This window comes from Mycobacterium sp. ST-F2 (assembly GCF_001905655.1).
Lineage (GTDB): Bacteria > Actinomycetota > Actinomycetes > Mycobacteriales > Mycobacteriaceae > Mycobacterium.
In genome coordinates, this window is sequence record NZ_JMHT01000061.1 from 37,516 (window position 1) to 63,845 (window position 26,330).

Consider the following 26,330-nt stretch of genomic DNA (forward strand, 5'->3'; position numbering starts at 1 on the left):
CCGGTATCGCGTAGTGTCCGGGGCGGCGGGCATTCCGCTACACGTCGGAGCGTATTGAAAGGTCTGGCATGAGTGGTGTGGTGGTTACCGGTGGCGCATCGGGTATCGGCCTGGCGTCGGCCAAGGCGCTGATCGCCGACGGTCGCGCGGTGTCACTGTTCGACATTTCACCGCAGGTGGTGGCGGTGGCTGCATCGCTTGGCGTGCACGGCGTCGTCGTCGATGTCAGTGACACCGACTCCATGGCTGCCGCCGTCGAAATGGCCGCCGCCGTCATGGACGGCATCGACGGACTGGTGCACGCCGCCGGCCGTGTACTGCCGGAACCCGTCGGCACTTTCACGGCCGAATCCTGGGACGCCGTCCTCGACGTGAACCTGCGCGCCCAGGCGCTGCTGTCTCAGCTGCTACTGCCGCATTTCGAGAAGGCGCTGGCTGCCGGTGCGGCTCCGGCGATCGTGGGGATTTCGAGCATCGAAGGGCTGGTCGGCAATCCGTTCATCCCGGCCTACTGCGCGTCGAAGGCCGGGCTTCTGGGGCTGACCCGGTCGATGGCAGGTCAGTTGGGCCCCTTGGGAATTCGCGTCAACGCGGTGTGCCCGGGCTTCATCGAAACCCCGATGCTGGCCGACGCCCTGGCCGTTCCCGAGGTCAAATCGGCGTTCGTGGCGGCGGCGCCGCTGGGTCGGTTGGGGCAGCCTGAGGAGATCGGGGCGGCGGTCGCGTTCCTGATGTCGCCGAAGGCGTCGTTCATCACCGGGACCCAGATCGTGGTCGACGGGGGAGTGACGTCGCGGCACGCGTAGGTGGCGCTGGGTGCAACATGCGGGCCACAGCGGCACCAGGCTGAGGTGGTCGACACGACTTCGGAACCCGATGTCACCGGGTATCGGAATGCCAAATCCGGTCGTGCTCCGCGTGGGTCGACAGATACGCCCCCGGCTGGAAGTGTGTGTCGTAGAACCCGAGGTCGATGTGTTGTGCCTGAAGGTAATTCATGATGTGGACGGTGGGTACGGTGCCGGGAAACTTGCCGAAGGTGTCGTCGATGTACTGCGCGGCGATGGTCAGCAGGGTGATGAACTGCTCATCGTGTCCGGCTGCGGCCGAGCGCACGGCTCGCGAATCCCGCCACGGGCCCGGAGTGTCAGGGTGAAACGGTCCGCCGGGACCGAATTTTCTGTCGGCGAAGGCGCGCACGGCGGCGGCGAGGTCTGGGTAGTGAGGGCGGCTGTAGGTTTCGAAAACTCCGGGTAGCCCAGTGGGATTGGGCAGTGCCCACCGTTCGTCGGTTTGGACGTGGAAGCCCAGCCCGGGAACGTTCGGGTCGCCTGACGCGCCGAGAACGGTGAGCCGGTCGATACCGTCGAATGTCCAGCCGCCCAGGCCGAGTGCTCCGAGTAGTAGGTGCCCGTTGTAGACGCTGGTCATCAACTCGGCGGTCGCTTCGGTGAGTGAATACTGCTCGACGAAGGTCAACGGAAACGGGTCGTCGTCCCGGTGCGCCAGACCTGCGGCCGCCTCCTTCAGTCCAGGGATCGGCCGATTGTGGACGTCGTCGTAGATCAGGTAACCGTTCTGCAGAAAGAACGCCAGATTGGCCAACAGATGCTGAGCGATGTCGGCGACCGGGATGACCAGCAGCGAGCCGGGGTGATTGGCGATCCACGTGTTGTGGCCTTCGAGGTAAGGCTCGGACCGTGGAATGTGGATGCGGTCGGTCGAGAGTTGGCGGTAGGAGGACACCGTCGCTGCCAGCCAGTCGTCGATGTCCACCACGCCGTCGTTGACCGGCACCGTCGGTGCGGTGTCTCGGGAGGACAGGAAGTAGGTGCCCGAGTCGTCGGTGAAGAAGAACTCGGCGATCTCGAAACCCGCGGCTGACGGGAACGTGCGACCTGATGCCGACCCGCTGTAATTCGGGAAGGCCGGTGCATATCCGGGGTGGTGGCTGATCCCGAAATGCCAACCGGTGACGCCGGTTACCGTCGCCAGGATCACGGCGCGCTCGACCTCGTCGAGTGGTTCCACATCCCGAGTGCTGGTGTAGGCCAACGGGCCCGACGGGATGGAGCCGCCCACGGGGAAGCGCCGCGATCGCCGGCCCTGAATTGCGGTCAACAGCGGAAACCGTGCCGCCGCTGCCAGCGCTTCGCGTTGTTGCGCGGTCAAACTCAAACGGGGCGAGGGTGTTTGGGTCGTCATGGTTACCCAGATGCTAGGGCCGCCGCGCGCGTCGGGACCACAGTTCGGCGCAACCCGATGCCAACTTTGGGCGATTGGCGTGGGCGCGGCCGGGGTACCTCTCGGCCACGGCTCGGATCAGTCGGGACCGTTGGACATGCAAGGAGCGCGATGAGCAAGTTATCGAAGTCGCTGTATCTGCCGTTGTCGGCTGCGTTCAGCGTCGTGGGCGGCCTGCTGGCAGGCAAGATCTTCACTGTGGTGTGGGAGCGGTTCGACGATTCGGGGGAGGGACCTCCAGACCCCAAGGATCTGAACCGCTCGGGCGGGCAGGCACTGTTTGCCGCGGGTGTGCAGGGCCTGGTCTTCGGCTTGGTCAAGGCGGCCGTGGACCGGGCAGGGGCGCGCAGCTACCGTGCCGTGGCACACGAGAATCCGGTGTAGGCAGCGCGCCGGACAGCGGCACTGGGCCTACACCGCGCACGGGATCTCATCCATGGCTCGCGTCTGTCCAGCGCGCACGCCGTCCCGGAGTCGGCCCGAAATCCGGCCAATCAGTGTTTGAAGGACGCGCAGAACGAGCAATGCAGAGGCCATGGGTGAACGTAAAGGTCTGATCGATTGTTGACAATCAAGGAGATATCGTGAGCATCATCGAATTGCCGTTGCGGGTCTTGCGAGCGCAATACCGTCTGGCCCGCCTTCCTCTTCAGTTCATCGAGGACCGGTGGATCGCCAACCTGGACACCGAAGCACCTGCCCGCCTGATCTATGAGCGATCGCTCGGGGGCCTGGACGCTGCGGTCGGCGGAGTGCTGGGCGATGCCACGTTGCGAAGGCGCGGCGCGGCTTTGGCCCGGCGAAGCGAAGTTCGCGGTGACGCCGCTGTGCGGAGCTTGGCTGCTGCCCAACGGCGTCGACAGGCGGGCGCGCAGCTGGAGGATTCGCTGGAAGACGCCGCCGACGACCGCGACGAAGCCGTCGCCGCCAAGCAGAACGCTGTGACCGAAGTGCGCAAGCGCGCGCAGCAGCGCAACCGGCGGGCCGGCAACGTCTGATCGCGCATGAATGAAGGCGTGCACGCAGCGGCACTGCTCGGGTGCTGGCATCATCTGCGGTATGCAGCGCCAGGTGAGTGCCCGACTCAACATCGACGTGACCGCCCCGACGACTCTGGAATTTCAGATCGCGGTCGCACCCCACCCAGGCGCCTCGGTCGAGGAATCGCTGTCTTTTACGTTGGACGGCAACGAGATACAGGCTCACGAGATCTCTGGCGCGCACGGCACCCGCATTCACACGTTCGATGCCCAGGTCGGCAATGTCAGCGTCCAGTACTCGGCCACGATCACCGGTCGAACGGACCCGGCGCCGGTCACCGAATACGACAGAACCCTGTACCTACGGCCGAGCCGCTACGCCGAAGCGGACAGGCTCTACGGCTTCGCGGCGACGGAGTTCGGCCAGCACTCGGATGCGGCAACGTTGCTGGAGAAGGTGTCCTACTGGGTGAGGTACCGGCTGAATTACGTTCCGGGCTCCAGCGATCCGATCGACGGCGCGGTGGACACGCTGCTGGCGGGCAGGGGAGTCTGTCGTGACTACGCCCACCTGGTGGTCGCGCTGCTGCGCGCTGCGAAAGTCCCCGCTCGTCTGGTCGCGGTCTACGCACCAGGGTGTACGCCCATGGACTTCCACACCGTCGCCGAAGCGTTGGTCGACGGGCAGTGGTGCGTAGTGGATGCGACGGGATTGGCCCCGCGACAATCCATGGTGCGCATCGCAACTGGCCGCGACGCTGCCGATATCGCGTTCCTGGACAACCACAATGGCGCCATCATGCTGAACTACGTCGAAGTCAACGCGACTGTCGACACCGACCTGCCCATCGACCCCGTCCATGAGCTGGTATCGATCACCTGACCGGGCGCCGATGCCGCCGATACCGGCGACATCGGCTCCGTCGTAGTTCGACTCAGAGGATGTAGAGCATCTCCTGGTAGGTCGGCAGCGGCCAGAGGTCGTCGGCCACGATGCTTTCGAGGGTGTCACTGGCAGCACGGACGGCGTCCATGGCGGGCAACAGCGCCTCTTGGGCGTGCTGGGCCTCTTCGAGGGCCGACGCTGCCGAATGATCGGCCAGTGCGGCCTTCAATGTGGCCAGTGCGTCGGTGAGCGCGGTGATCGGCTCCGAAACCGCTTGCAGGAGAGACAAACTCGGTGTCACACCGGCCGCCGTCAACGCCGCGGCATTCTGTGCGAGCTCGGTTTGGTAGCGGATGGCTGCCGGCAGGATCGTGGTCGAACCGATCTCCAGCGCCAGCTTGGCCTCTACACCGATGGTCAGGGCGTACTGCTCCAGGCGCACCTCGTAGCGGCTGTGCAGCTCGCGCTCGTTGAAGACCCCGTATTTCTCGAAGACTTCCACGACCTCGGGCTTGATCAGCTCCGGAATGGCGTCCAGCGTGGTCTTGAGGTTGGGCAGTCCGCGGGCGGCGGCCTCGGCCTGCCAGTTCTCCGAATAGCCGTCCCCGTTGAAGACCACCGCGCCGTGTTCGGTGATGATGTCCGTCAGCAGCTTCTGCACCGCGGTGTCGAAGTCCTTGCCGTCGGCAACCGCGCTCTCCAGCACCGTGGCCATGTAGTCGAACGAATCGGCCATGATGGTGTTCAGGACGATCATCGGCACGGCGACCGTCTGCCCGGATCCCGGTGCCCGGAATTCGAATCGGTTGCCGGTGAAGGCGAACGGGCTGGTGCGGTTGCGGTCGCCGGGATCGGTGGGGAGTACCGGCAAGGTATCGACGCCGATGATCATGCTGCCCTTGCCTTTTGACGACGTCGCAGCGCCCTTGGCGATCTGCTCGAAGACGTCGGCCAGCTGGTCGCCGAGGAAGATCGAGATGATCGCGGGCGGCGCCTCGTTGGCACCGAGGCGGTGGTCGTTGGTCGCCGATGCCACCGAAACCCGGAGCAGGCCACCGAATTTGTGCACCGCGCGGATGACCGCCGCGCAGAACACCAGGAATTGGGCGTTCTCGTGCGGAGTGTCACCGGGCACCAGCAGCGAGCCCAACTCGGCGTTGCCCATCGAGAAGTTGACGTGTTTACCCGAACCGTTCACCCCGGCGAACGGCTTTTCATGGAACAGGCATTCCATGCCGTGCTTCTTGGCGATGGTCTTGAAGATGGTCATCAGCAACTGCTGGTGGTCCGAGGCGATATTGGCCCGCTCGAACATCGGCGCGATCTCGAACTGGCCGGGCGCAACCTCGTTGTGGCGGGTCTTGGCGGGAATGCCGAGCTTGAACAGCTCCCGCTCGGTATCCATCATGAAGCCCAGCACGCGTTCGGGGATGGCACCGAAGTAGTGGTCGTCGAACTCCTGCCCCTTGGGCGGCTTGGCTCCGAACAGGGTGCGGCCGGAGTTGATCAGGTCCGGTCGCGCGAGGAAGAAGTGGCGGTCGACCAGGAAGTACTCCTGCTCGGGACCACAGAAGGAGACCACCTTCTCCAGGTTCTCGTGGCCGAACAGTTTCAGAATGCGCTCGGCGTGCGTGCCCATGGCCTGCTGGCTGCGCAGCAGCGGGGTCTTGTAATCCAGCGCCTCACCCGTCATCGAGACGAACACGGTGGGGATGCACAGCGTGTTGCCGTTCGGGTTCTCCAGGATGTAGGCCGGGCTGGTGACATCCCAGCCGGTGTAGCCGCGGGCCTCGAACGTCGACCGCAGGCCGCCCGACGGGAAGCTGGAGGCATCCGGCTCGCCCTGGATCAACGTCTTGCCGGCGAACTCGGCCAGGGTCTGACCGTCGGAGACCGGCTCCAGGAAGCTGTCGTGCTTCTCGGCGGTCAGGCCCGTCATCGGGTAGAACACGTGCGCGTAATGGGTCGCGCCGTTTTCCAGAGCCCAGTCCTTCATCGCTGCCGCGACCGCGTCCGCGACGGTCGGATCCAGCTTGGCGCCTTTTTCGATTGTCGCCACCACCGACTTGTAGATGGCCTTCGGCAGCCGTGCTCGCATCTCGGATTTGGTGAAAACATTGGCCCCGAAAATCTGGCCTGGTGCCTCGGCAGGGTCGAAGCTGACGGCAGGGGGCACATAGGCCTCGACCTGTGCAATTGCCTGCGCGCGAGTGATGTTGCCGGTCAATGGATTTTCCTTCACTGCCTGTAACTGCACTTTTGAACCTTCGGCAACACCCTAGAAATCCTCTGTGGCATGGGTGTTACGGACGTATCAACGGCAGAATCCGATTCCGGCCGCAGTGCGCGGGTGCCTCAATCAGCCTCGGCGGGCGACGTCCTCGCTCAATACGGTCGGCCAGGTCTCGACGTCGGCCGGGGTGTGCGCCACGGTGAGCGTGGACTTCGGCAGCAGGGCGTGCAGTGATTCCGCGGTCGACAGCGGATGTGCCGGGTCGTCGATCCAGGCCAGAATCGTCGTCGGCACGTCGATTCCGGCGAGGGCCTCGCGCGGCGGCAGGTCGCTGAGGGCCGCTCCGCGGAACAGTGACGGCAGCAGCGCATCGGCGACATCGGGAACCGTTTCCGGCGCGCCGACGGTGGCCGGCGGCGGCGTCGTCCCTCGCGCCGATGCGATGAACGCCCCGACTCCCTCCGTTTCGATGAGTGTCGCCGCAGCCTGGTAATGCGCGGCCTGTGCGACCCGGGTTTCCCACGCGGTGGCCGGCACCATCAACGTGAGGCCCGCGAAACGGTCCGGCTCGCGGGCAGCCGCATGCAGCAGCGTGCCGGTCCCCATGGACGGGCCGACTCCGTGCACGCTCTCGCCGGGAAACCACCGGTCGAGCAGCCGCAACAGGTCCTCGGCAAGGCGTTCCCACCGGTAATCTTCGGGGACTTTGCGTCCCGTCGATTTGCCGTGCCCGCGGGCGTCGTACCGCAACAATCGAGTTCCGCTGAGGCCCCTCCCGAGGTCCAGATTGAGCACCCGGTCGCGCGCGCGACTGGAGGTGAGCCCGTGCAGTTGCACCACGGGATGTCCACCTTCGTCGCTGAGTTCAACAGCAAGTTCTGCGCCGGGAACCACGAAAGTGGGCATCAAACAACTCTTTTCATGACCGACCGCCTCAACCCCGAGCCGACCGCGCTGACCGAGCATTCAGGCTAGCCGGGGCGTTAGGGTACCGCCATGCGGCTCACCAACGTGGCGCACCTACGGCTGCCATTCGGACGACTCTGGGGCTATGACGTCTCGGTTTCCGATCTCGGTCGGCAGCTGCCGGTGTCCTTTGACCAGCGCATACACGTTGGCGCGGGCACGCGACCAGGCTCCTGGATGGCCTTGTCCATCCGGCTGCCGGCTCAGGTCAGCCGCGAATCACTGGCCGAGGCGTGGCTGGCGGTGATCGCCCGCCACGGCACCCTCCGCACCGCATTCACCCCCGGGCCGGACGGCGATCCAGAGTTGCACGAGATCGGCATTCGTCCCGGCCGATGGGTCGAACATCAGATCGCGGAAGGCCAAGCGGTCAACGACGCCCTGCAGGCCGTCCTGAATGCGACGTGCTCGCCATATCAGCGGCCCTCGCACCGGCTCTGTGTGCTGGAGACCGCCGCCGGACTGACGGTGGTCATCGCGGCCGATCACGCTCACGTCGACATGTGGTCGATGTTGGTGATGGCTCGGGACCTGCTGTCGATGCTGACAGGGCGCACGCCGGCACTGGAGCCCGCCCCGGCGTTCGTCGAGCACACGCAGGCACTCCTGGACCGGCCCACGGCGCCGGACCACGTGCGTGACCGGTGGGCACAGATCATCAGCGACAGCGGTGGGGTCATGCCGCGATTTCCACTGTCGCTGGGTGAATCGGGGACGCATCCCGAGCGGGTCGAAGTGCGTGACGTGTTCGATGTCGACGACGGCGCCGCGTTCGCCGCACAGGCCCGCAACGACGGCGTCTCGACGCTGGCGCTCGCGGTGGTCGCGATGACGGCGGTCACGCTCGAGTTGGCGGGGGCACCGCTGCGCGCAGTGTTCCCGGTGCACAGCCGGTACGAGGAGATCTGGCACGACTCCGTGGGCTGGTTCATCACCAATTCTGTCCTGGAGTCGGCGGTCGCCGAGCCGCGTGCCGCGGCTGACGCGGTCAAGGAAGCGGTACAGCTCGGATCCTGGCCGCTGGCCGACGTGCTGGCTCCGTGGGGCGGAATGCCCATGGCCCCAGGCATGTTCGCGATCTCCTGGCTGGACCTACGCAAGCTCCCGGTGCGTATCGACGCGGTCGGACTCGACGCCCAGTATGTGGGCGCGAGCATCCAAACCGACGGTGTCATGCTCTGGTTCATCCAGGACCAGTCCGGGCTCCATCTGCGCTGCCGCTATCCCGACACCGCCGAGGCACGCGCCAATGTGGGGGCGTGGCTGGACCTCTTGGTGGCGCGTCTCCAGGCACTGGCGCAGTCCTCGGTGCGCGGACTGCTGCACGTTGCCGGCCGCACCTTCCGGGTGCAGCGCGCGACGCGCGAGCACGTGGGCGTGATTGCCGCGCTGCTGTCCGACGACGAGTTCGCCCGGGATCGCGAAGGCGCCGACCTCGAACGCTACGAGGGGGCCTACGACGCCGTCGTGCGCAATCGATCCAACTACCTCGGAGTCGTTCTGAACGATTCTGATGTGGTGGTCGCGACCATCCAGCTGACCGTCATCCCCGGCCTGTCCCGCAGCGGCGCCACCCGGTTGCAGATCGAGGGACTGCGCGTCGCCAAAGCTGAACGCGCACAAGGCCTTGGCACGGCACTCGTCGAGTGGGCCCACAACTACGGCCGCGCACACGGGGCGCAATTGGCGCAGGTCACCACCGACGAGGTGCGCGAAAGGGCGCGGGCCTTCTACAGCCAGCTCGGGTACGAGGCCGCCCACGTCGGGCTGAAGCGCACCATCTGAGTCCGGATCAGGCCTCGCGCGCCGCGGCGAGCGACGTTGCGCGGCTGGGCAAGTCGACAGTGAACGTCGCGCCGCTGCCGACGCCGGCGCTGGTCGCCGTGATGCGGCCGTGGTGGGCCTCGACCAGGGCCTTGGCGATCGCGAGCCCGATACCCGAACCGCCGTGCGCGCGGTCGCGCGCCGAGTCGGCCCGGTAGAACCGCTCGAACAACCGCGGCAGATGCTCGGCGGCGATGCCGTCGCCGTCGTCGCACACCTGGATCCGTATCGACCCGCCAACATTCGCCGCCGCGACCCGCACCGTGCCGCCGGCTTCGGTGTGCCGCAACGCATTGGTCAGTAGATTGGCGAGGACCTGGTCGAGCCGCTGCGGGTCGGCCCACAAGTCGGGCAGGCCGGGCGCAATATCCGACGTCAGCGCAACACCTTTGGCGCGGTACGGTGCGGCGAAGGCGTCGACGGCCGTGGCGATCAGCGTCGCGGGCGCGACGGACTGCGTATCGACGAGCGCCATGTCGCGTTCGGCGTCGGACAGTGCGCGAACATCGGAACTGAGCCGGGCCAGGCGGCGGGTCTGGTCGCGCAGCACGCCGATGGTGGTCGCATCGAGCGGATGGATGCCGTCCTCGATCGACTCGAGATACGCGTCGATGACGGAGACGGGCGTGCGGAGCTCGTGCGCCAGGTCGGCCAGGAGCTGACGCCGCGTCGTCTCGACGGAGCCGAGCTGCTCGGCCATGGTGTTGAAAGCGTCTGCAATGGTGTCGAATTCGGTACCCAGGTGTGGTGGCGACACCCGGATGTCGTAGTTCCCGTCGGCGACGGCGGTTGCGGCGGCAGCGAGCTCGGAGGTCGATCGGTGCATCCGCCTACTCAGATACCAACTCAGCGCGAGTGCGGTGGTGGCGGCCACCGCGAGTGACATTCCCACGGAGACGGCCGTCGCCTGACGGAACACGTGCTCGTAGGGGTGCGGACCGGTGCGCCCGGGGACCAGCACGTCCTGCATCACCTTCCGGAACATCGGCGGCCCGATGATGAGGGCAACGGTCGTCGTGGTGGCGATGGCCGCGACAACGACGACCGCGTTGGTGACCAGCAGGCGGCTGCGAATTCCGTGCTTGCTGCGCGGATGTGCCTGGGCCATCACCCTTCTCCCATCCGGTATCCGACGCCGCGCACCGTGGTGACGTAGCGCGGCTCGGCCGAGTTGTCGCCCAGCTTTCGGCGTAGATGGCCGACGTGGACGTCAACGACGTTGTCGTTGCCGAACCACGATTCGCCCCAGACCGCTTCCAGCAATTGCTGCCGCGTCCACACCTGCCGCGGGCGTGACGACAGCGCCGCCAGTACGTCGAACTCGGTGCGGGTCAGCATGATTGGTGCGCCGCCGAGCAGCGTCTGTCGGCTGTCGGTGTCGATGTGCAGGTCCCCGAACACGCGTGGCGGGGTTCCCGTTGCCTGGCCGGGATCGGGGGCACGCCGGGGCCGGCGCAACATGGCGCGGATCCGGGCGACCACCTCGCGGGGACTGAACGGCTTGGTGACGTAGTCGTCCGCCCCGACCGACAGGCCGACGATGGTGTCGATCTCCGTATCGCGGGCGGTCAGCATCACGACGTACGCGTCCGAGAACACCCGGAGCTGTCGGCACACCTCGATGCCGTCGAGCCCGGGCAGCCCGATGTCGAGAATCACCACGTCGGGATCGAGTTCGCGGGCCGCGACCAGGGCCGACGGGCCGTCGTTGGCGATGCGCACCTCGAACTGTTCGCGCTTGAGGTAGCTGGCCACGACGTCGGCCAGTGCCGCCTCGTCGTCGACAACCAGCGCGCGCAGCGTGGGGTCAGTGCCGTTCACCTGCTCATAGTGCACCCGCGAGATGGCGAGGTCGACCAGATGACGTGGTCAGCGCAGCGTTCTTTAACGAATCTTCATCGTTCCTCCGGGGAACCCTTGTCGGCCGATTCGAGGCTGGAAGCCGTCAGCAACCCACCGTGAAGGGACACCGAAATGATCAGCAAGATTGCCTTCTTCTCCACCGCTGCCGCAGCTCTGGCGGCGGCCACCCTGACGGCTGCCGGCCCGGCGCAGGCCGCCAGTGTGTCCGGCAACAACGGTGCCGACGTCGTGTCCACGCTGCGCAGCGAGGGTTACAACGTGCAGGTCAACGGGTTTCCGAGTGCACCGCTGTCCGCGTGCACGGTGACGGACGTGCACGGATTGCCCAACCCGGCAGACCCGACCCAGCGTGCGGACTCCCGCGTGGTCAACAACGTCTACGTCGATGTGACCTGTGCATCGGACTCCTGAGCGGGCCCGCAGCCTGCCGGTTGGCACCGGCATGGTTATGTGAGGGGGTGACCGAAGCGCAGTCGCTGCCGCTGGCCGGGATCACCGTCGTCGCGATGGAGCAGGCGGTGTCCGCGCCCATGTGCACGCGCGTGCTGGCCGACTTCGGTGCCCGCGTGATCAAGGTCGAAAATCCCCAGGGTGGTGACTTCGCCCGCGACTACGACGACGTCGTCCGCGGCCAGGCCGCGCATTTCGTCTGGGCCAACCGGGGCAAGCAGTCGATCACCCTGAACCTCAAGTCCGACAAAGGCATTGCGGTTCTGCACCAATTGTTGGACGGCGCCGACGCCTTCGTCTCCAACCTCGCACCAGGTGCCACCGCACGATTGGGGTTGTCGCCGGACGACCTACGCGGGCGGCACCCGCAGGTGATCCCCGTCGAGATCTCCGGATATGGAGCCACGGGCCCTCTTTCCCAAAAACGTGCGTATGACCTTCTGGTGCAGGCGGAATCAGGGTCCTGCGCGGCGACCGGATTTCCGGGGATGCCGGCCAAACCCGGTCCGCCCGTCGCCGATATCAGCACGGGCCTGTACTCGGCGCTGTCGATCATGGCGCTGCTGTTGGGCCGGGAGCGTGGAGTGTCGACCGGTGCGGCGCCGGCGGTCGCGGTCAGTCTGTTCGACACGATGACCGACATCATGGGTTACCCGCTGACCTACACGCAGCATTCCGGCGTCAACCAGCAGCCGCTCGGGATGGCGTCGCCGGCCGTTGCACCGTATGGCGCCTTTGCGACACGGGACGGCCAGCGGGTGGTGCTCGGCACCACCAACGACAGGGAGTGGCAGCGGCTGGCCCGGGAGATCATCGACCGGCCCGACCTCGCTGACGATCCCCGGTTCGCGAGCAACTCGGACCGCTGCGCACACCGCGACGAACTCCATGCCGTGATCGAATCCTGGTGCACAGAGCGCGATCTCGATGACATTCAGCAGATCGCTGACGCCGCCGGGATCGGCAACTCACGGTACAACGTGCCCAGTGAGGTGATCGCGCATCCGCACCTCAAGGCCCGCGACCGGTGGCGTGAGGTCAGCACACCGCGCGGCCCCATCCAGGCGTTGTTGCCGCCGCCGGTGATCAGCGGACTCGAGCTCGGCATGGGTGCAGTTCCCGGGCTGGGTGAGCATACGGACGTGATCCTCGGCGAATTGGGTTACAGCGCTGAGGAGATCGCCGGCCTGCGGGCCGACGGTGCCATCGGAGATGTCTACGGAGCAGGGAGCGGCCATGCGTGAAGTCGTCATTGTTGAAGCTGTGCGGACCGCTGTCGGTAAGCGCAACGGGGGATTGGCGGGCCAGCATGCCGCTGACCTGTCCGCGGTGGTTCTCAACGAATTGATGGAGCGCTCCGGCGTGGCACCGGAACTCGTCGACGACGTGGTGTGGGGCTGCGTCTCGCAGGTGGGTGACCAGTCTTCCAACATCGCCCGCTGGTCGGTGCTGGCCGCCGGCTGGCCCGAGTCGATTCCGGGGACGACCGTCAACCGGGCGTGCGGATCATCGCAACAGGCATTGGATTTCGCGGTGCAGGCGGTGATGTCGGGTCAGCAGGACGTCGTGGTGGCCGGTGGCGTCGAGGTGATGAGTCGGGTGCCTTTGGGCGCGGCCAGGCAGACGGGCCAGCCGTACGGACCCAAAGCACTTGCCCGGTATGACGGTTTCGGTTTCAACCAGGGCATCTCAGCCGAGATGATCGCGCAGAAGTGGGGGCTGTCGCGGGCCCGGCTCGACGAGTACTCCGCGCGGTCGCACGAACTCGCCGCGGCCGCACAGGATTCGGGCGCGTTCATCACACAGATCGTTCCGGTGTTCACCTACGATGGCGGTGTGGTGCACGAGGACGAGGGCATCCGGCGGGGGACTACGGTCGAGAAGCTGGGCGGCCTCAAGCCGGCGTTCCAGGAGGACGGTGTGATCCACGCCGGCAACTCATCGCAGATTTCCGACGGTGCGGCAGCACTTTTGGTGATGACGCTGGAGAATGCGATCCAGCTCGGACTCACCCCACTGGTGCGGTACGTCGCCGGCGCGGTGACGGGCGCCGACCCCGTGCTGATGTTGACCGGCCCGATTCCGGCGACCCAGAAGGTGCTGCGAAAGACGGGCGTGGGTATCGGCGAGATCGGCGTGTTCGAGGTGAACGAGGCCTTCGCCCCGGTGCCGCTGGCCTGGCTGGCCGACACCGGTGCTTCCGAAGCGGCGCTGAATCCTCTCGGTGGGGCCATCGCGCTGGGGCATCCGCTGGGGGCGTCCGGCGCGGTGCTGATGACCCGGATGATCAACCATATGCGGGACAACGGAATTCGCTACGGCCTGCAGACCATGTGTGAGGGTGGCGGCACTGCCAACGCGACGTTGGTGGAGCTGGTCGCGTAGGGAGTCCCGCACGTCTGCTTCCCGGGTGTGTCGAGTTGTCAGTTGCAAGGCCGAGCGCGCCCAGGTGGTGCGAGACGGAGCTCGGGCGCCACCGGCCCGCGGCTCGCTCAGACGCTCTCGGCGTGGGTGAGATCCAGCGCGATGTCGACGAGCATGTCCTCCTGGCCGCCGACGAGCCCCCGGCGCCCCGCTTCCTCCAACAGCGTGCGCGCGTCGACATCGAAGCGCTCGGCGGTGATCTCCGCGTGCCGCAGGAAACTCGAATACACGCCCGCGTAGCCGAGCGTCAGCGTCTCCCGGTCGACCCGGACCGGGCGTTCCTGCAGCGGCCGGACCAGATCGTCGGCGGCATCCTGCAGCGCATGCAGATCGCACCCGTGCTCCCAGCCCAGCTTGGTCGCCGCGGCGATGAAGACCTCCAGCGGTGCGTTGCCGGCGCCGGCACCCATCCCGGCGAGGGACGCGTCGACCCGAGTGGCGCCATGTTCCACCGCGGCCAGCGAGTTGGCAACGCCCAGCGACAGGTTGTGGTGCGCATGGATACCGATTTCCGTTGCGGCATTGAGTGTTTGGCGTAGGGCATCGACGCGGTCGGCGACGTCACGCATCGTCATGGCCCCACCGGAGTCGACGACGTAGATGCATGTCGCCCCGTAGCTCTCCATCAGCCGGGCCTGTTCGGCGAGTGCAGTGGGGGTGGTGAGGTGGCTCATCATGAGGAAACCGACGGGGTCCATGCCGAGCTCGCGGGCGGTGGTGAGGTGGCGCGCGGACACGTCGGCCTCGGTGCAGTGAGTTCCGACGCGGACGACGGTCACTCCGGCGCGATGGGCGTCACGCAGCTCTCGCACCGTGCCGATGCCGGGCAGGATCAGTGTGGCGATGCGTGCGCGGGACACCGCGGAGGCGACGGCCGAGATCCACTCCAGGTCGGTGTGCGCGCCGAAGCCGTACACGCAACTTGACCCGCCCAGCCCGTCGCCGTGTGCGACCTCGATGGACGCGACGCCCGCGGCGTCGAGTGCGGTGGCGATCGAGACTGCGTGCGCAATGCTGTACTGGTGGCGCACGGCGTGCATGCCGTCGCGCAGGGTGACGTCGCTGATGTAGATCATGTTGGGAATCCGGCGCTTTCGGCGGCGATCTCGACGAGCGCCGTCACCTTGGTGCCCACGAACGTGCCGATTTCCGGAATGCGCAGCGGACCGACGCGTTCGAACTGCACGGCTTGCTTCAGGCGGAAGCCGGGAACTCCGCTGACGTCCACCGCGGCGTGGATGTCACGTTCGATGGCACGGTGATCAGCGTCCCCATCGATCAGGCAGTAGACGGTGTTGCGTATCGACGCGGGCTCGGCCGGGCTGAGTAGCGAGATGACCTTCGCGCGGCGTGCTCCCGCGTTCTCCATTGCGGCAGAGGTGGTTTCGATGAGTTCGTCAATGCGGTCCCGGGCATCCGGACCGGCGGAGCGTGCCGGGATCGACGAGACGATCTCGGCGTACGTCACCGTCGCCGTCCGGGCGACGGCGGCGACGATGGGCACGGTGGCCCCGACGGTCGTCGTCATTGCGTGTTCTCGGCGAGCATCCGCAACGCGGTGTCGTAGATGGCGTTGGCATGCATCTCGAACAACTCCAGCAGGTCCACGGAATCGCCGCCGAGTTCCTTGGCGATGAACAGCCCGTCGGCGCCGGCGATGGAGTAGTTCACCAGCAGCCGGACCTGGGCGTCGGTGAGGCCGGGGGCCAGTTCGCTGAGCGCCGCGGTGAGCGACCCGGTGGCCTGCGTGCGCGCCTGCAGGAACCGCGCGCGGGCACTCGGTTCGATGGGCCGGCGCTCCAGCGCGAGCATCAGGCCGAGGCGCAGGAAATCGGGATTGTCGAGCAGGCCTTTTGCGAGCTGCTTCGCCAGGCCGATGACGCGTTCGCGCGGCTCGCCGTCGGAGGGGAGTTCCCAGACGCGTAGCCAGGTCTCGAAACTGCGGTCTATCACCGCGGCCAGCAGGTCGTCCTTGTCCTTGAAGTGCCAATAGATGGAGCTGGCGGGCAGGCCGCACTTCTTGCTGACCAGTCCGATGCTGGTGCCCTCGTAACCGCGTTCGGAGGCAATCTCGTTGGCAGCATCCAGGATTCGCTCGCGCGACTGTTCGCCGTCGGCCCGCTTGCGGCGCGGCTTGGGTGTTTCTGCCATTTTCACTCCCGACTCTTGACTCTGTAGCGATCACTACATTACCGTAGCGATCACTACAGAACAAGCGGAGGCCCTAATGAGTAGTGAAGACACCTACGACGTCGCCGTCATCGGGTACGGACCCACCGGCGCCACGGCAGCCAACCTGTTGGGCCAACTGGGCCTCAAGGTGCTGGTGGTCGAGCGCGACCCGGATATCTACAGCCGGGCCCGGGCGATCTCCACCGACGAGGAAGTGCTGCGGGTCTGGCAGGCGGTGGGCCTGGCCGAACGGCTGCAGCGCGACATGCTGCCCGGCCGCCCGGTCGCCTTTGTCGACGCCGATGGCCGTCCGTTCATCGAAACGGTGATCTACGGGCGCGGGTGCGGGCATCCGTCGCAGCAGTTCCTGTACCAGCCCGCGGTCGACTCGGTGCTCCGTGAAGGCGTGGCCAGGTTCGCCAACGTCGAGGTCCTCCTGGAGCACGAATGCCTGCGGGTGACCAACCGGACCGACGACGTCGAACTGCTCCTCGCCGACCTGCGCGCCGACACGTTCAAGCGGGTGACGGCCCGCTACGTCATCGCCTCGGACGGTGGCTCGTCGGCGACGCGTGGCGTGCTCGGCGTCGGGTACAGCGGACGCACCTACGCTGAGCGTTGGGTCGTCATCGACACCAAGGTGATCAAGGAGTGGGATGCCCACGACCGCTTGCGGTTTCACTGCAATCCCGCACGGCCGACGGTCGACTGCCCGACCCCGCTGGGACATCATCGATGGGAGTATCCCGCCCGGGCGGGGGAGGACGAGACATACCTCACCAGCCATGACGCCGTCTGGAACGTGCTGCGGGAGCAGGGCGTCACACCCGAGCATGTGGAAGTGCTGCGCGCCGTCGTCTACAGCCACCATGTGCGGGTAGCGGACCGCTGGCGGGTCGGCCGGGTGTTCCTGGCCGGTGATGCCGCGCACGCCATGCCGCCGTGGATCGGCCAGGGCATGTCTGCAGGCGTACGCGATGCGGCCAATCTGTGCTGGAAGCTGGCCGCGGTCCTACGCGGTCAGGCTCCGGACTCGTTGCTGGATTCCTATGCCGCAGAACGCAAACCGCACGTCACCGAAGTCACCCGCCGCGCGGTGCTGGTCGGGCGGATCATCACCGAGCGGCGGCCCTGGCTGGCCGCCATCCGCAACCATGTCGTGCGGGCGGTGACCCGGATCCCCGGCGCCAACGCCGTGGGCCAGAAGTTCTGGTGGATTCCCGACGCCCACTACGACGACGGCTTCTTCGCCGCGGCGCATCCCGCGGTGGGCTGGCAGATTCCGCAACCCACGGTGGATGGCACGCCCCTTGACGAACTGCTCGGTGGGCGCTGGACGGTGCTGCATACCGGCGCGGTGCCGGCCGGGGCGGCGGCCTGGACAGCGGCCGGCGCGTCGATCCTGCAGATCACCGAACCGAGCCTGGTGCGGTGGCTCGGTGACCGCAAGGCCGACGCGGTGGTGATCCGGCCGGACGGATTCATCTACGCCGCAACGTCATCCGGACAACCACTCCCGGCCCCGCCGGCCGGGCTGAACCTCACCACCCTGACAGGAGCATCCGCATGACCACCACCCTCACCGAACACACCGTCACCGTCGGCGGCCGGAAGATCTTTGTCGCCGAGGCGGGTTCGGGCCCCGCGGTGGTGCTGCTGCACGGCGGCGGCCCGGGTGCCTCCGGCGTCACCAACTACTCGCGCAACATCGACGCCCTCGCCAAGCGCTACCGCGTCCTCGTTCCCGACATGCCGGGATACGGGCGCTCGTCGAAGAGCATCGACAAGTCCGATCCTTTCGGCTCTCTGGCCGACGCGATGCGAGGGATGCTTGACGAATTGAGCATCAGCACAGCACATCTGATCGGCAACTCGTACGGCGGCGCCGCGGCGCTGCGGCTGGCGCTGGACACCCCGGGCCGCGTCGGCAAGCTGGTGCTGATGGGCCCCGGCGGTATCGGCACCACGCGCGGGTTGCCGACGGATGGCCTGAACAGCCTGCTGGCGTACTACGGCGGCTCGGGACCCAGCCGCGAGAAGCTGGCCACGTTCATCCGCAATTACCTGGTCTACGAAGGTGATTCGGTGCCCGACGAGCTGATCGACCTGCGCTACGCGGCATCGATCGACCCGGAGGTGGTGGCCAACCCGCCGCTGAGTCGGCCGTCGGGACCGTTCGCGCTGCGGACGCTGTGGCGTATGGACCTGACGCGCGACTCACGGCTGGCATCGCTGCAGACGCCAACCTTGATCCTGTGGGGACGCGACGACAAGGTGAACCGGCCGTCGGGCGGACCCATGCTGCAGAACATCATGCCCAACGCCGAACTGGTCATGACCAGCCGCACCGGGCACTGGATGCAGTGGGAGCGTGCCGATCTGTTCAATCAACTCGTCGACGAATTCCTCTCGGAAAGCACGGTATTCCGGCCATGAGTATCTTCGGCAATGTCTCGCTCGGTTATCTGGTGGTCGAAACGGAACGGTTCGCCGACTGGCGACGGTTCGGCCGCGACGCGATCGGCATGCACCTCGACGACCTCGACACCGACGCCCTCCGCTTCCGGCTCGACGAACAGGAATGCCGGTTCCTTCTGCGGCGCGGGCCGGCCGAGGATGTCACCACGCTGGGCTGGCAGATCGACGACCACGAAACCTTCGACGAGGTCCTCGGCCGGGTGCACCGGTGCGGCGTGCCTGTCACCATCGGCACCGACGAGGAGGCCGCGCTGCGCGGCGTCGAGCGCCTGGTACGGATCCCCGGTCCCAACGGGCTGGCACAGGAGCTGTACACCCGTGCGCACATCGATGGACAATTGTCCGTGGCCGGAAAGGGTTTCGTCACCGGGGAGTTCGGGCTCGGACACGTCGCTGTCACCAGCACCAAGCCGCATCAGGTGCGCGGCTACTACAACACGCTGCTCGACGCCCGGCTCAGCGACTTCATCGACGAAACCATGAGCGGCGTCAAGGTCAAGATCCGGTTCCTGCGCGTCAACCGGCGTCACCACTCCGTGGCCATCGCTGCGGTGAATCGGTTGCCCATCAACCCGATTCGGACCCGCGTGCAACACCTCAACATTCAGGTCGCCGAGCTGGACGACCTGACGGACAGCTACCAGCGCGTGCGGGCACTGGGGTTCGACATGGCCCTGGGCGTCGGTCAGCACACCAACGACCGCGAGCTGTCGTACTACGCCGTCACGCCGTCCGGTTTCGAATGGGAAGTGGGATGGAACCCGCTGGTGGTCGACGAAGCGACCTGGAAGCCGACCACTCACCAGGGCATCAGCATCTGGGGCCACGAGATGCAATCCAGCGTCGACAGGCTCGAGCAGTTCACGACCGCAGTCAGGTCATTGCTGCACCGCGAAGACACCGTCCCCGCGCTCGCCGGGGCGGGAATCCCAGACTAGTCCCGCGATTTGTGCACGAAAGTCCGCGGTATGCGCGGAATATCGTGCACGAATCACCGGAGGAGGAAGCATCATGAACCGAATTGACACACACCACCACATGGTTCCGCCGGTATACCGAAAGGTGTTGGACAAGGCCGGCATCGGCGATGCCGGCGGCCGGGCAATGCCGGACTGGACTCCCGAAGCATCCCTGGACGCGATGGCTCGCCTCGGCGTCGCCACGGCGATCCTGTCGGTGTCCGCGCCGGGCACGACGATGCTGCAGGCCGCGGCTGACGCGGCAGCGTTGGCCCGTGACGTGAACGACTACAGCGCCGAACTGGTTGCCGCCCAACCGGATCGGTTCGGGTTCTTCGCCACACTGCCGATGCCGCATCTGGACGCCTCCGTCGCCGAGGCGGTGCGCGCACTCGACGAACTGGGGGCCGACGGAGTGTTCCTGCTCGCCAACAGTGCGGGGACCTATGTCGCCGCGCAGGGCCAGGACGCGTTGTTCGCGGAGCTCGACAAGCGTTCAGCGGTGGTGTTCATCCACCCCGCCGAGCTGCCCGGCCCCACGATCGACGGCGTGCTGCCGTTCGCCGCCGACTTCCTGTTGGACACCAGCCGGGCGGCATATCTGCTGGTGCGCAACGGTATTCGACGCCGCTACCCGAACATCCGGTTCATCCTGAGCCATGCCGGCGGCTTCGTCCCGTATGCGTCCTACCGGATGGCCATGGGTATCACGAGTGATGTCGGCGGCAGCCCGGCCGATCATCTCGACGACTTCGCGAGCTTCTACTTCGACACCGCGCTGTCGTCCACAGCGGCCGCGCTGCCGTCGCTGCTGGCCTTCGCCAAACCGGGGCACGTGACGTTCGGCTCGGACTTCCCGTTCGCGCCGGTCGAGGTGAGCCAGCTGTACGCGGCCGGGCTGGAGACGTACGGGGGATTGGACGACGCCGGGCGCCGCGAGATCGACCGCACCAACGCGCTGGCGCTGTTCCCACGGCTGGGCAGTGCCCCGCTGCCGGCAGCGCCGTCGCTGCTGGCAGAAGTTAGGCATACCGCCAGCCGGACGGTGATGCGGGGCGTGACGCGGTTGCTGACGAGTTAAGGGGCTGATACGCCGAGATTGACGCAATGGCCGGGTATGCGCGCCTTCAGCGACCACTTTGTCAATCTCAAGGGGATGGGGCCTAGAGGCTCCCCACTTCGAGCTCCAGGTACTCGGCGTACTTCGCCTGTGCCGCTTCGCGTTTGCCGGGCAGCCACTCCGTCGGCCACAGCTTGTCGGTGCCCGTGTAGTCCCGCAGCACCTGCTTGGCCACCGTGACCTTGTGCACCTCGGTCGGTCCGTCGGCCAGTCCCATCACGGCGGCGCCGGCGACCATGCCCAGGAACGGCACTTCATTGGTGACCCCGAGTGCACCGTGCACTTGCATTGCGCGCCAAGCGATGTCGTGCAGCACCGTCGGCATGACGACCTTGACCGCCGCGATGTCCTTGCGGACCTTCTTGTAGTCGTTGTACTTGTCGATCTTCCACGCGGTGTGCAGCACCAGCAGCCGGAACTGCTGCAGCTGCGCCCACGAGTCGGCGATGAAGCCCTGCACGGCCTGCTTGTCGGCCAGCAGGCTGCCGGCGGTGTGCCGGGACAGCGCCCGCTCGCACATCATGTCCAGCGCCTTCTGCGCGAGCCCGATGGTGCGCATCGCGTGGTGGATCCGGCCGCCGCCCAGGCGCGTCTGCGCGATTACGAACGCCTGGCCCTCGCCGCCGAGCACGGCCGAATTCGGTACGCGCACATTGTCGTAATGGATGAGGGCGTGCGAGCCGTGGCCGTCGGATTCTCCGTAGATCGCCGAGTTGCGGATGATGTTGACGCCCGGCGTGTTGGTTGGCACGAGGAACATCGACATGCCCTGGTACGGGCTGACGTCGGGGTTGGTCACCACCATGACGATGAGGAACGTGGACGTCGACGCGTTGGACGAGAAGAACTTGTAGCCGTTGATCACCCAGTCGTCGCCGTCGCGCACGGCCGACGTCGTGAACTGTGTCGGGTCGGCGCCGCCCTGCGGCTCCGTCATCGAGTAGCAGGAGAAGACTTCGCCGTCGAGCAGCGGACGCAGGTACTGCTCCTTCTGCTCCGGGGTGCCGTAGTGCGCGATGATCTCGGCATTGCCGGTGTCCGGGGCCTGACAACCGAAGATGATGGGCGCCCACTGCGAGCGGCCCAGGATCTCGTTGAGCAGCGCCAGTTTCAGCTGCCCGTAGCCCTGGCCGCCGAGTTCCGGGCCAAGGTGTGTGGCCCACAAGCCTTTTCGGCGCACCTGGTCCTTGAGGGGGTCGACGACGCGGCGCTGGGTCTCGTCGAGTGCGGTGTATTGCAGGTGCGGCCAGATCAGGTCGAGCGGTTCGACCTCCTCGCGTACGAAGGCGTCGGCCCAGTCGAGGAGTTCCTGGAACTCCGGATCGGTTTCGAAATCCCAAGCCATGCGGCCTCCTTCAGTTCAGCCCCGGCGGGACAGGACACCCGTCTGTCGTTTGTAACGCACCAGCGGCGGTTTGGGAATGCCTAGCGGGGCTAAGCGACCGCCAGCGAGTAGGTGTTGCCGAGGTTGTCCTGCGTGACATGGGCGGCTTCGGCAGTGGTGTCGATGCTGAGGGTGCTGTTGAGGACAGACGTGCGGTACCTCCAGCCTTCGGGTAGCTGCAACCGGGGACCGAGGTCTGGGAGGTCCGCCAGCGACAATGCGTGATCGACGGTCTGACTCCACGACTGCATGACCCAGCGCTGCCCGTCCGGATCGTTCAGCTCGAAGACCGGCCGCCCGGCGCCGAACAGGAACACCGTGCGTCGGCTGACCCTGTTCACGCTGTAGGGCGCGGGGTTCATCGACGACAGTTCCACCGTCGCCTGCTGCAGCATCTCGATACCACCGAACGTCTTCGTCTCGCCGACGTCCTCGCGGGCCTTCACGATCTCGCTCATCAACCAGTAACGCGGACCGTTCAGCAAGACGGCCGCGACGCCGTTCTCGGCGGCGAGGGCCTGGGGGTTGAGCGCGGCCCAGGCATCCTGCGGGCAGTCGTTCAACGGGAAGGTGTTGAACACCGCGACCTGCGGCCCCGAGGGGGTCTGGGAAACCAGCAGCACCTCGCCGTAGCGCTTTCCGAACGTGTCGGTCGGAGAATTTTCCACAGCGTCAACGCTACGGCCGAAATCGGGCGAAAAGACCCCGATTCGTCCCAACTCATGGGAGGTAGAGCCACCTTTTGCGCCGCCGCGCTGGATAAAAGTTTGGCCAGCTAGGTATATTTCGCGCGACAGTGATTGTGTAACGCCGACGAGCTCCATTTCCATGGACCTGCCGGTCCTGATGGAAGGGTGACGCCGATGAGTGCCACCAACACCGAGCGATCCAAGATCGGTCACCTGATCTGGGTGCTCGCCGTACCCATCGTGATCGGGTGGTTCCTGCTCAACGTCGCCACGAACACGCTGGTCCCGCCGTTGGAGAAGGTCGGCGAAGAGCACACCGTCGGGCTCAGCGCCAAGGACGGTCCGGCGATGATCGCGATGAAGCAGATCGGCGCCAACTTCCAGGAGTTCGACTCCGACAGCAACGCGATGATCGTCCTCGAGGGCGACCAGCCGCTCGGCGCCGAGGCACACCACTACTACGACGGTCTCGTCGCGAAACTGACCGCCAACACCGCGCACGTCGAGCATGTCGCCGACTTCTGGAGTGACCCGCTGACCGCTGTCGGCTCCCAGAGCGCCGACGGCAAGGCCGCGTACGTCCAGGTCTACCTGCGTGGCAACCAGGGTGAGACCAAGGCCAACGACTCCGTCGCCTCGGTCCGGGAGATCGTCGCCGATTCCAAGCCTCCGGCCGGGCTCCACGTCTACGTCACCGGCGGTGCCCCGCTGGTCTCCGACCAGCACCACGCCGGTGACAAGAGCGTCGCCAGGGTCACCGCCATCACCCTGCTGGTGATCGCCGTGATGCTGCTGTTCGTCTACCGGTCGCTGATGACCATGATCCTGATCCTGCTGATGGTGTTCCTCGAACTCGGTGCCGCCCGCGGTGTCGTCGCGTTCCTGGCCAACGCGAACATCATCGGCCTGTCGACGTTCGCGGTGAACCTGCTGACGCTGATGGTGATCGCGGCGGGCACGGACTACGCCATCTTCGCCATCGGGCGCTATCAGGAAGCGCGCGGCGACGGCGAGGACCGGCAGACCGCCTACGACACCATGTTCCGCGGGACGGCGCACGTGGTCCTGGGGTCGGGCCTGACCATCGCCGGCGCCATGCTCTGCCTGAGCTTCACCCGGCTGCCGTACTTCCAGACCATGGGTGTGCCGTGCGCGATCGGCACCCTCGTGGCTGTCATCGCGGCCCTGACGCTCGGACCCGCCGTCATCAAGATCGGCAGTCGGTTCGGCCGCTTCGAACCCAAGCGTTCCATCCAGTCCCGCGGCTGGCGTCGCGTCGGCGTCCTGGTGGTGCGCTGGCCGGGACCGGTGCTCGTCGCCACGCTGGCGCTGGCCCTCATCGGACTCGTGACGCTGCCCGGCTACAAGACGAACTATGACGCCCGCCGCTACGTGCCGGCCGATCTGACCGCCAATGTCGGATACGCCGCCGCGGAACGGCATTTCAGCGCCTCGCGCATGAACCCTGAGCTGCTGATGGTGCAGAGTGACCACGATCTGCGGAACTCGGCCGACTTCCTGGTGATCAACAAGATCGCCCGGGCCATCGTGCACACCCCGGGTGTTGCGCGGGTGCAGACCATCACCCGCCCCGACGGAAAGCCCATCAAGCACACAACGATTCCGTTCATCATGGGCATGCAGGCCGTCACGTCGAAGATGACCGAGAAGTACCAGCTGGATTCGATGGCCGACATGCTGCAGCAGGCCAACGACATGCAGGTCAGCATCGACACGTTGACCAAGATGCAGGCCATCACCACCCAGATGGCGGCCACCACGCACGACATGTCGCAGAAGACCGCCAATATGGCGCTCGACGTTGCTGACCTGCGCGACCACATCTCGGATTTCGACGATTTCCTGCGGCCCCTGCGCAATTACCTGTACTGGGAACCGCATTGCTACGACATCCCGATGTGCTGGTCCGCGCGGGCGTTGTTCGACACCCTCGACGGCATCGACGTCATGACCGACGACATCCAGACCCTGGTGCCCGATCTGCTGAAGCTGGACAAGCTGACGGCCGAACTGGTGACGGTGATGCCGCCTCAGATCGAGGTCATGAAGAACATGAAGCAGTACATGCTGACCATGTACCAGACCCAGAAGGGTCAGGTGGATCAGCGTGCGGCCTCGTCGGACAACGCCGCAGCCATGGGCGAGGCGTTCGACAACTCGCTGAACGACGAATCCTTCTACCTGCCACCGGAAGCCTTCGACAACAAGGACTTCAAGCGCGGCATGAAGAACTTCATCTCGCCGGACGGCAAGTCGGTGCGCTTCATCATCCAGCACGAAGGCGACCCGGCAACGCCGGAAGGCATCGCGCACGTCGACCCGATCAAGCAGGCCGCCAAGGAAGCCATCAAGGGCACGCCGCTGGAGGGCTCCAAGATCTATATGGCCGGCACCGCGTCGACCTACAAGGACATGCACGACGGTGCGCAGTACGACCTGATGATCGCCGGAATCGCGGCGGTATCGATGATCTTCATCATCATGCTGCTCATCACCCGTGCCCTGGTGGCGGCCGGCGTGATCGTCGGCACGGTGCTGCTGTCGCTGGGCGCGTCATTCGGTATGTCAGTTCTGTTGTGGCAGCACCTGATCGGCCTCGAGCTGCACTGGATGGTGCTGCCGATGTCGGTCATTCTGCTGCTGGCCGTGGGGTCCGACTACAACCTGCTACTGGTGTCGCGGTTCAAGGAAGAGCTGGCGGGCGGCATGAAGACGGGCATCATCCGGGCCATGGCCGGCACCGGATCGGTCGTCACCTCGGCGGGTCTGGTGTTCGCGGCCACCATGGCGTCGTTCGCGTTCAGTGACCTGAAAGTCATGGCGCAGGTCGGCACCACCATCGCGCTGGGGCTGCTGTTCGACACCCTGATCGTCCGGTCCTTCATGACGCCGGCCATCGCGGCGCTGCTGGGCAAGTGGTTCTGGTGGCCGAAGCGCGTCCGCCAGGAGGCCTCCGAGCGGCGACTGGCGGCCATCGGGATTCAGCCCGCGGCGGCCGGCAAGTAGCCCGCGATCAGCTCGACGGTCATCTGACGGGCCAAGGTGATCGGCGCAGTGGACCGCTCGAGTTTCGATGCGGTGAGCGCGCCGTCGTAGATCAACTGGATACGTTGGGCGGCCGCGGTGGCGTCGGGTACGTCGGCATCCCGGAGTAGTTCGCTCAGCTGCCGGCGCATCCACTGGCGGTGTGCGCGCACGGGTTCGAGGGTTTCGCCCGGGAATTCGGTGGCCGCGTTGGCGTAGAGACAGCCACGGAACTGGCGCTTGCGGGCCGCGGCGGCCGCGAGGTCGAAGAACGACAGCAGCTTGTCCACCGGGTCGACGATGCCGGAAGCCTTGGTCGCCCAGCGCTTGCGATCAGCCTGATCCAATTCATTCAGGTACGCGATCACCAACGCGTCCTTCGAGCCGTAGGAGCTGTACAGGCTGGCCTTGGCGACGCCGGCCTCGCGTAGGATCGTGTCGATTCCGACGGCGCGAATACCCTGTGCGGCAAAGAGATTCGACGCGGTAGCCAGCAGGCGCTGGGCCGGTCCGGCGATGTCGGTGCGGGGTGCCGGCCGGTCGGGACGACGGGTGCGGGTCGCGCTCATATCTGCACCATAGCCGAGGAACGACGATAGACAGACCGGTCTGT

Annotated in this window: 24 protein-coding genes; 13 read left to right on the forward strand and 11 right to left on the reverse strand. The window is 66.4% G+C overall.

From position 1 onward, the window contains the following. The first annotated feature begins 68 nt into the window (after window positions 1-68). Window positions 69-806 carry an SDR family NAD(P)-dependent oxidoreductase gene (locus EB75_RS21085; protein ID WP_073697223.1) on the forward strand — a complete coding sequence of 246 codons (738 nt, stop codon included), beginning with the start codon at window positions 69-71 and terminating at the stop codon, window positions 804-806. Window positions 807-879: 73 nt separating this feature from the next. Here EB75_RS21085 and EB75_RS21090 read toward each other — a convergent pair whose 3' ends face one another. Continuing rightward, window positions 880-2,205, reverse strand: coding sequence for a hypothetical protein (locus EB75_RS21090; protein WP_083612479.1), 1,326 nt, complete (start codon window positions 2,203-2,205; stop codon window positions 880-882). A gap of 150 nt (window positions 2,206-2,355) precedes the next feature. On the opposite strand from EB75_RS21090, the gene EB75_RS21095 reads away from it, so the two are divergent. From EB75_RS21095 to EB75_RS21105, 3 genes are all read left to right on the forward strand, one after another. Beyond that, window positions 2,356-2,628, forward strand: a complete 273-nt coding sequence (locus EB75_RS21095) for a DUF4235 domain-containing protein (protein ID WP_073697225.1) — start codon at window positions 2,356-2,358, stop codon at window positions 2,626-2,628. A 200-nt stretch (window positions 2,629-2,828) separates the two neighbouring features. Continuing rightward, on the forward strand, window positions 2,829-3,242 hold the full coding sequence (locus EB75_RS21100) for a hypothetical protein (protein ID WP_073697226.1): 414 nt from the start codon (window positions 2,829-2,831) through the stop codon (window positions 3,240-3,242). Between the two features lie 61 nt (window positions 3,243-3,303). Further along, a complete protein-coding gene (locus EB75_RS21105; protein WP_083612486.1) occupies window positions 3,304-4,107 on the forward strand; it encodes a transglutaminase-like domain-containing protein in 804 nt (267 codons plus the stop codon). 52 nt (window positions 4,108-4,159) lie between these two features. Here the strand turns inward: EB75_RS21105 and EB75_RS21110 are convergent, their stop codons facing one another. Both EB75_RS21110 and EB75_RS21115 read right to left on the reverse strand, forming a co-directional pair. Beyond that, window positions 4,160-6,337 (reverse strand): glutamine synthetase III family protein, encoded by a 2,178-nt coding sequence (locus EB75_RS21110; protein WP_073697270.1) that lies wholly within the window; start codon window positions 6,335-6,337, stop codon window positions 4,160-4,162. Window positions 6,338-6,469: 132 nt separating this feature from the next. Beyond that, window positions 6,470-7,249, reverse strand: coding sequence for an alpha/beta fold hydrolase (locus EB75_RS21115; RefSeq protein ID WP_073697228.1), 780 nt, complete (start codon window positions 7,247-7,249; stop codon window positions 6,470-6,472). A gap of 90 nt (window positions 7,250-7,339) precedes the next feature. Between EB75_RS21115 and EB75_RS21120 the strand changes: the two genes are divergently transcribed. Beyond that, complete coding sequence (locus EB75_RS21120; protein WP_073697229.1) at window positions 7,340-9,094, forward strand: GNAT family N-acetyltransferase; 1,755 nt, start codon at window positions 7,340-7,342, stop codon at window positions 9,092-9,094. A 7-nt stretch (window positions 9,095-9,101) separates the two neighbouring features. Here EB75_RS21120 and EB75_RS21125 read toward each other — a convergent pair whose 3' ends face one another. Both EB75_RS21125 and EB75_RS21130 read right to left on the reverse strand, forming a co-directional pair. Beyond that, window positions 9,102-10,241, reverse strand: a complete 1,140-nt coding sequence (locus EB75_RS21125; RefSeq protein WP_073697230.1) for a sensor histidine kinase — start codon at window positions 10,239-10,241, stop codon at window positions 9,102-9,104. Further along, a complete protein-coding gene (locus tag EB75_RS21130) occupies window positions 10,241-10,969 on the reverse strand; it encodes a response regulator transcription factor (protein WP_083612480.1) in 729 nt (242 codons plus the stop codon). The genes EB75_RS21125 and EB75_RS21130 overlap by 1 nt, the downstream gene beginning before the upstream one ends. Before the next feature lie 138 nt (window positions 10,970-11,107). Between EB75_RS21130 and EB75_RS21135 the strand changes: the two genes are divergently transcribed. The 3 genes from EB75_RS21135 to EB75_RS21145 are packed head-to-tail and all read left to right on the forward strand — an operon-like array spanning window position 11,108 to window position 13,831. Then, window positions 11,108-11,407 carry a hypothetical protein gene (locus tag EB75_RS21135; RefSeq protein WP_083612481.1) on the forward strand — a complete coding sequence of 100 codons (300 nt, stop codon included), beginning with the start codon at window positions 11,108-11,110 and terminating at the stop codon, window positions 11,405-11,407. A gap of 47 nt (window positions 11,408-11,454) precedes the next feature. Continuing rightward, window positions 11,455-12,690, forward strand: a complete 1,236-nt coding sequence (locus tag EB75_RS21140) for a CaiB/BaiF CoA transferase family protein (protein WP_073697231.1) — start codon at window positions 11,455-11,457, stop codon at window positions 12,688-12,690. Next, complete coding sequence (locus EB75_RS21145; protein WP_073697232.1) at window positions 12,683-13,831, forward strand: thiolase family protein; 1,149 nt, start codon at window positions 12,683-12,685, stop codon at window positions 13,829-13,831. The genes EB75_RS21140 and EB75_RS21145 overlap by 8 nt, the downstream gene beginning before the upstream one ends. A 107-nt stretch (window positions 13,832-13,938) precedes the next feature. On the opposite strand, the gene dmpG is transcribed toward EB75_RS21145, so the two are convergent. The 3 genes from dmpG to EB75_RS21160 are packed head-to-tail and all read right to left on the reverse strand — an operon-like array spanning window position 13,939 to window position 16,021. After that, the gene (gene dmpG, locus EB75_RS21150) at window positions 13,939-14,946 is read right to left on the reverse strand and encodes a 4-hydroxy-2-oxovalerate aldolase (RefSeq protein WP_502689388.1); all 1,008 of its coding nucleotides are present in this window, start codon (window positions 14,944-14,946) and stop codon (window positions 13,939-13,941) included. Then, window positions 14,943-15,398 (reverse strand): hypothetical protein, encoded by a 456-nt coding sequence (locus EB75_RS21155; protein ID WP_073697234.1) that lies wholly within the window; start codon window positions 15,396-15,398, stop codon window positions 14,943-14,945. Before EB75_RS21155 ends, dmpG begins: the two co-directional genes overlap by 4 nt. After that, window positions 15,395-16,021 carry a TetR/AcrR family transcriptional regulator gene (locus EB75_RS21160; protein WP_073697235.1) on the reverse strand — a complete coding sequence of 209 codons (627 nt, stop codon included), beginning with the start codon at window positions 16,019-16,021 and terminating at the stop codon, window positions 15,395-15,397. The genes EB75_RS21155 and EB75_RS21160 overlap by 4 nt, the downstream gene beginning before the upstream one ends. Before the next feature lie 76 nt (window positions 16,022-16,097). On the opposite strand from EB75_RS21160, the gene EB75_RS21165 reads away from it, so the two are divergent. The 4 genes from EB75_RS21165 (at window position 16,098) to EB75_RS21180 (ending at window position 20,560) form a co-directional block, all read left to right on the forward strand. Further along, a complete protein-coding gene (locus EB75_RS21165; protein ID WP_073697236.1) occupies window positions 16,098-17,612 on the forward strand; it encodes a bifunctional 3-(3-hydroxy-phenyl)propionate/3-hydroxycinnamic acid hydroxylase in 1,515 nt (504 codons plus the stop codon). After that, window positions 17,609-18,478: an alpha/beta fold hydrolase gene (locus tag EB75_RS21170; protein WP_073697237.1), complete on the forward strand. Its 870-nt coding sequence runs from the start codon at window positions 17,609-17,611 to the stop codon at window positions 18,476-18,478. The genes EB75_RS21165 and EB75_RS21170 overlap by 4 nt, the downstream gene beginning before the upstream one ends. Next, entirely contained in the window at window positions 18,475-19,458 is a 984-nt protein-coding gene (locus EB75_RS21175) for a VOC family protein (RefSeq protein ID WP_073697238.1), read from the forward strand. Before EB75_RS21170 ends, EB75_RS21175 begins: the two co-directional genes overlap by 4 nt. Before the next feature lie 73 nt (window positions 19,459-19,531). After that, entirely contained in the window at window positions 19,532-20,560 is a 1,029-nt protein-coding gene (locus EB75_RS21180) for an amidohydrolase family protein (RefSeq protein WP_073697239.1), read from the forward strand. An 82-nt stretch (window positions 20,561-20,642) separates the two neighbouring features. Here EB75_RS21180 and EB75_RS21185 read toward each other — a convergent pair whose 3' ends face one another. Together EB75_RS21185 and EB75_RS21190 are read right to left on the reverse strand one after the other, a co-directional pair. Next, the gene (locus EB75_RS21185) at window positions 20,643-21,944 is read right to left on the reverse strand and encodes an acyl-CoA dehydrogenase family protein (RefSeq protein WP_073697240.1); all 1,302 of its coding nucleotides are present in this window, start codon (window positions 21,942-21,944) and stop codon (window positions 20,643-20,645) included. 89 nt (window positions 21,945-22,033) lie between these two features. Next, window positions 22,034-22,651 (reverse strand): hypothetical protein, encoded by a 618-nt coding sequence (locus EB75_RS21190; protein ID WP_073697241.1) that lies wholly within the window; start codon window positions 22,649-22,651, stop codon window positions 22,034-22,036. Between the two features lie 195 nt (window positions 22,652-22,846). Here EB75_RS21190 and EB75_RS21195 point away from each other — a divergent pair, with 195 nt between their 5' ends. Further along, window positions 22,847-25,699 carry an MMPL/RND family transporter gene (locus tag EB75_RS21195; protein WP_073697242.1) on the forward strand — a complete coding sequence of 951 codons (2,853 nt, stop codon included), beginning with the start codon at window positions 22,847-22,849 and terminating at the stop codon, window positions 25,697-25,699. Here the strand turns inward: EB75_RS21195 and EB75_RS21200 are convergent. Continuing rightward, complete coding sequence (locus EB75_RS21200) at window positions 25,675-26,286, reverse strand: TetR/AcrR family transcriptional regulator (RefSeq protein WP_073697243.1); 612 nt, start codon at window positions 26,284-26,286, stop codon at window positions 25,675-25,677. The two genes, EB75_RS21195 and EB75_RS21200, sit on opposite strands and share 25 nt — an antisense overlap. Window positions 26,287-26,330: the final 44 nt, after the last annotated feature.

Excerpts from the sequence above, each read along its gene's own strand:
- EB75_RS21155 (WP_073697234.1), bottom strand. The coding sequence starts at position 15,398 with ATGACGACGACCGTCGGGGCCACCGTGCCCATCGTCGCCGCCGTCGCC.
- EB75_RS21135 (WP_083612481.1), top strand. The coding sequence starts at position 11,108 with ATGATCAGCAAGATTGCCTTCTTCTCCACCGCTGCCGCAGCTCTGGCG.
- EB75_RS21125 (WP_073697230.1), bottom strand. The coding sequence starts at position 10,241 with ATGGCCCAGGCACATCCGCGCAGCAAGCACGGAATTCGCAGCCGCCTG.
- EB75_RS21185 (WP_073697240.1), bottom strand. The coding sequence starts at position 21,944 with ATGGCTTGGGATTTCGAAACCGATCCGGAGTTCCAGGAACTCCTCGAC.
- EB75_RS21090 (WP_083612479.1), bottom strand. The coding sequence starts at position 2,205 with ATGACGACCCAAACACCCTCGCCCCGTTTGAGTTTGACCGCGCAACAA.
- EB75_RS21105 (WP_083612486.1), top strand. The coding sequence starts at position 3,304 with ATGCAGCGCCAGGTGAGTGCCCGACTCAACATCGACGTGACCGCCCCG.
- EB75_RS21165 (WP_073697236.1), top strand. The coding sequence starts at position 16,098 with ATGAGTAGTGAAGACACCTACGACGTCGCCGTCATCGGGTACGGACCC.
- EB75_RS21160 (WP_073697235.1), bottom strand. The coding sequence starts at position 16,021 with ATGGCAGAAACACCCAAGCCGCGCCGCAAGCGGGCCGACGGCGAACAG.
- EB75_RS21200 (WP_073697243.1), bottom strand. The coding sequence starts at position 26,286 with ATGAGCGCGACCCGCACCCGTCGTCCCGACCGGCCGGCACCCCGCACC.
- dmpG (WP_502689388.1), bottom strand. The coding sequence starts at position 14,946 with ATGATCTACATCAGCGACGTCACCCTGCGCGACGGCATGCACGCCGTG.
- EB75_RS21120 (WP_073697229.1), top strand. The coding sequence starts at position 7,340 with ATGCGGCTCACCAACGTGGCGCACCTACGGCTGCCATTCGGACGACTC.
- EB75_RS21145 (WP_073697232.1), top strand. The coding sequence starts at position 12,683 with ATGCGTGAAGTCGTCATTGTTGAAGCTGTGCGGACCGCTGTCGGTAAG.
- EB75_RS21085 (WP_073697223.1), top strand. The coding sequence starts at position 69 with ATGAGTGGTGTGGTGGTTACCGGTGGCGCATCGGGTATCGGCCTGGCG.
- EB75_RS21180 (WP_073697239.1), top strand. The coding sequence starts at position 19,532 with ATGAACCGAATTGACACACACCACCACATGGTTCCGCCGGTATACCGA.
- EB75_RS21170 (WP_073697237.1), top strand. The coding sequence starts at position 17,609 with ATGACCACCACCCTCACCGAACACACCGTCACCGTCGGCGGCCGGAAG.
- EB75_RS21115 (WP_073697228.1), bottom strand. The coding sequence starts at position 7,249 with ATGCCCACTTTCGTGGTTCCCGGCGCAGAACTTGCTGTTGAACTCAGC.
- EB75_RS21175 (WP_073697238.1), top strand. The coding sequence starts at position 18,475 with ATGAGTATCTTCGGCAATGTCTCGCTCGGTTATCTGGTGGTCGAAACG.
- EB75_RS21095 (WP_073697225.1), top strand. The coding sequence starts at position 2,356 with ATGAGCAAGTTATCGAAGTCGCTGTATCTGCCGTTGTCGGCTGCGTTC.
- EB75_RS21195 (WP_073697242.1), top strand. The coding sequence starts at position 22,847 with ATGAGTGCCACCAACACCGAGCGATCCAAGATCGGTCACCTGATCTGG.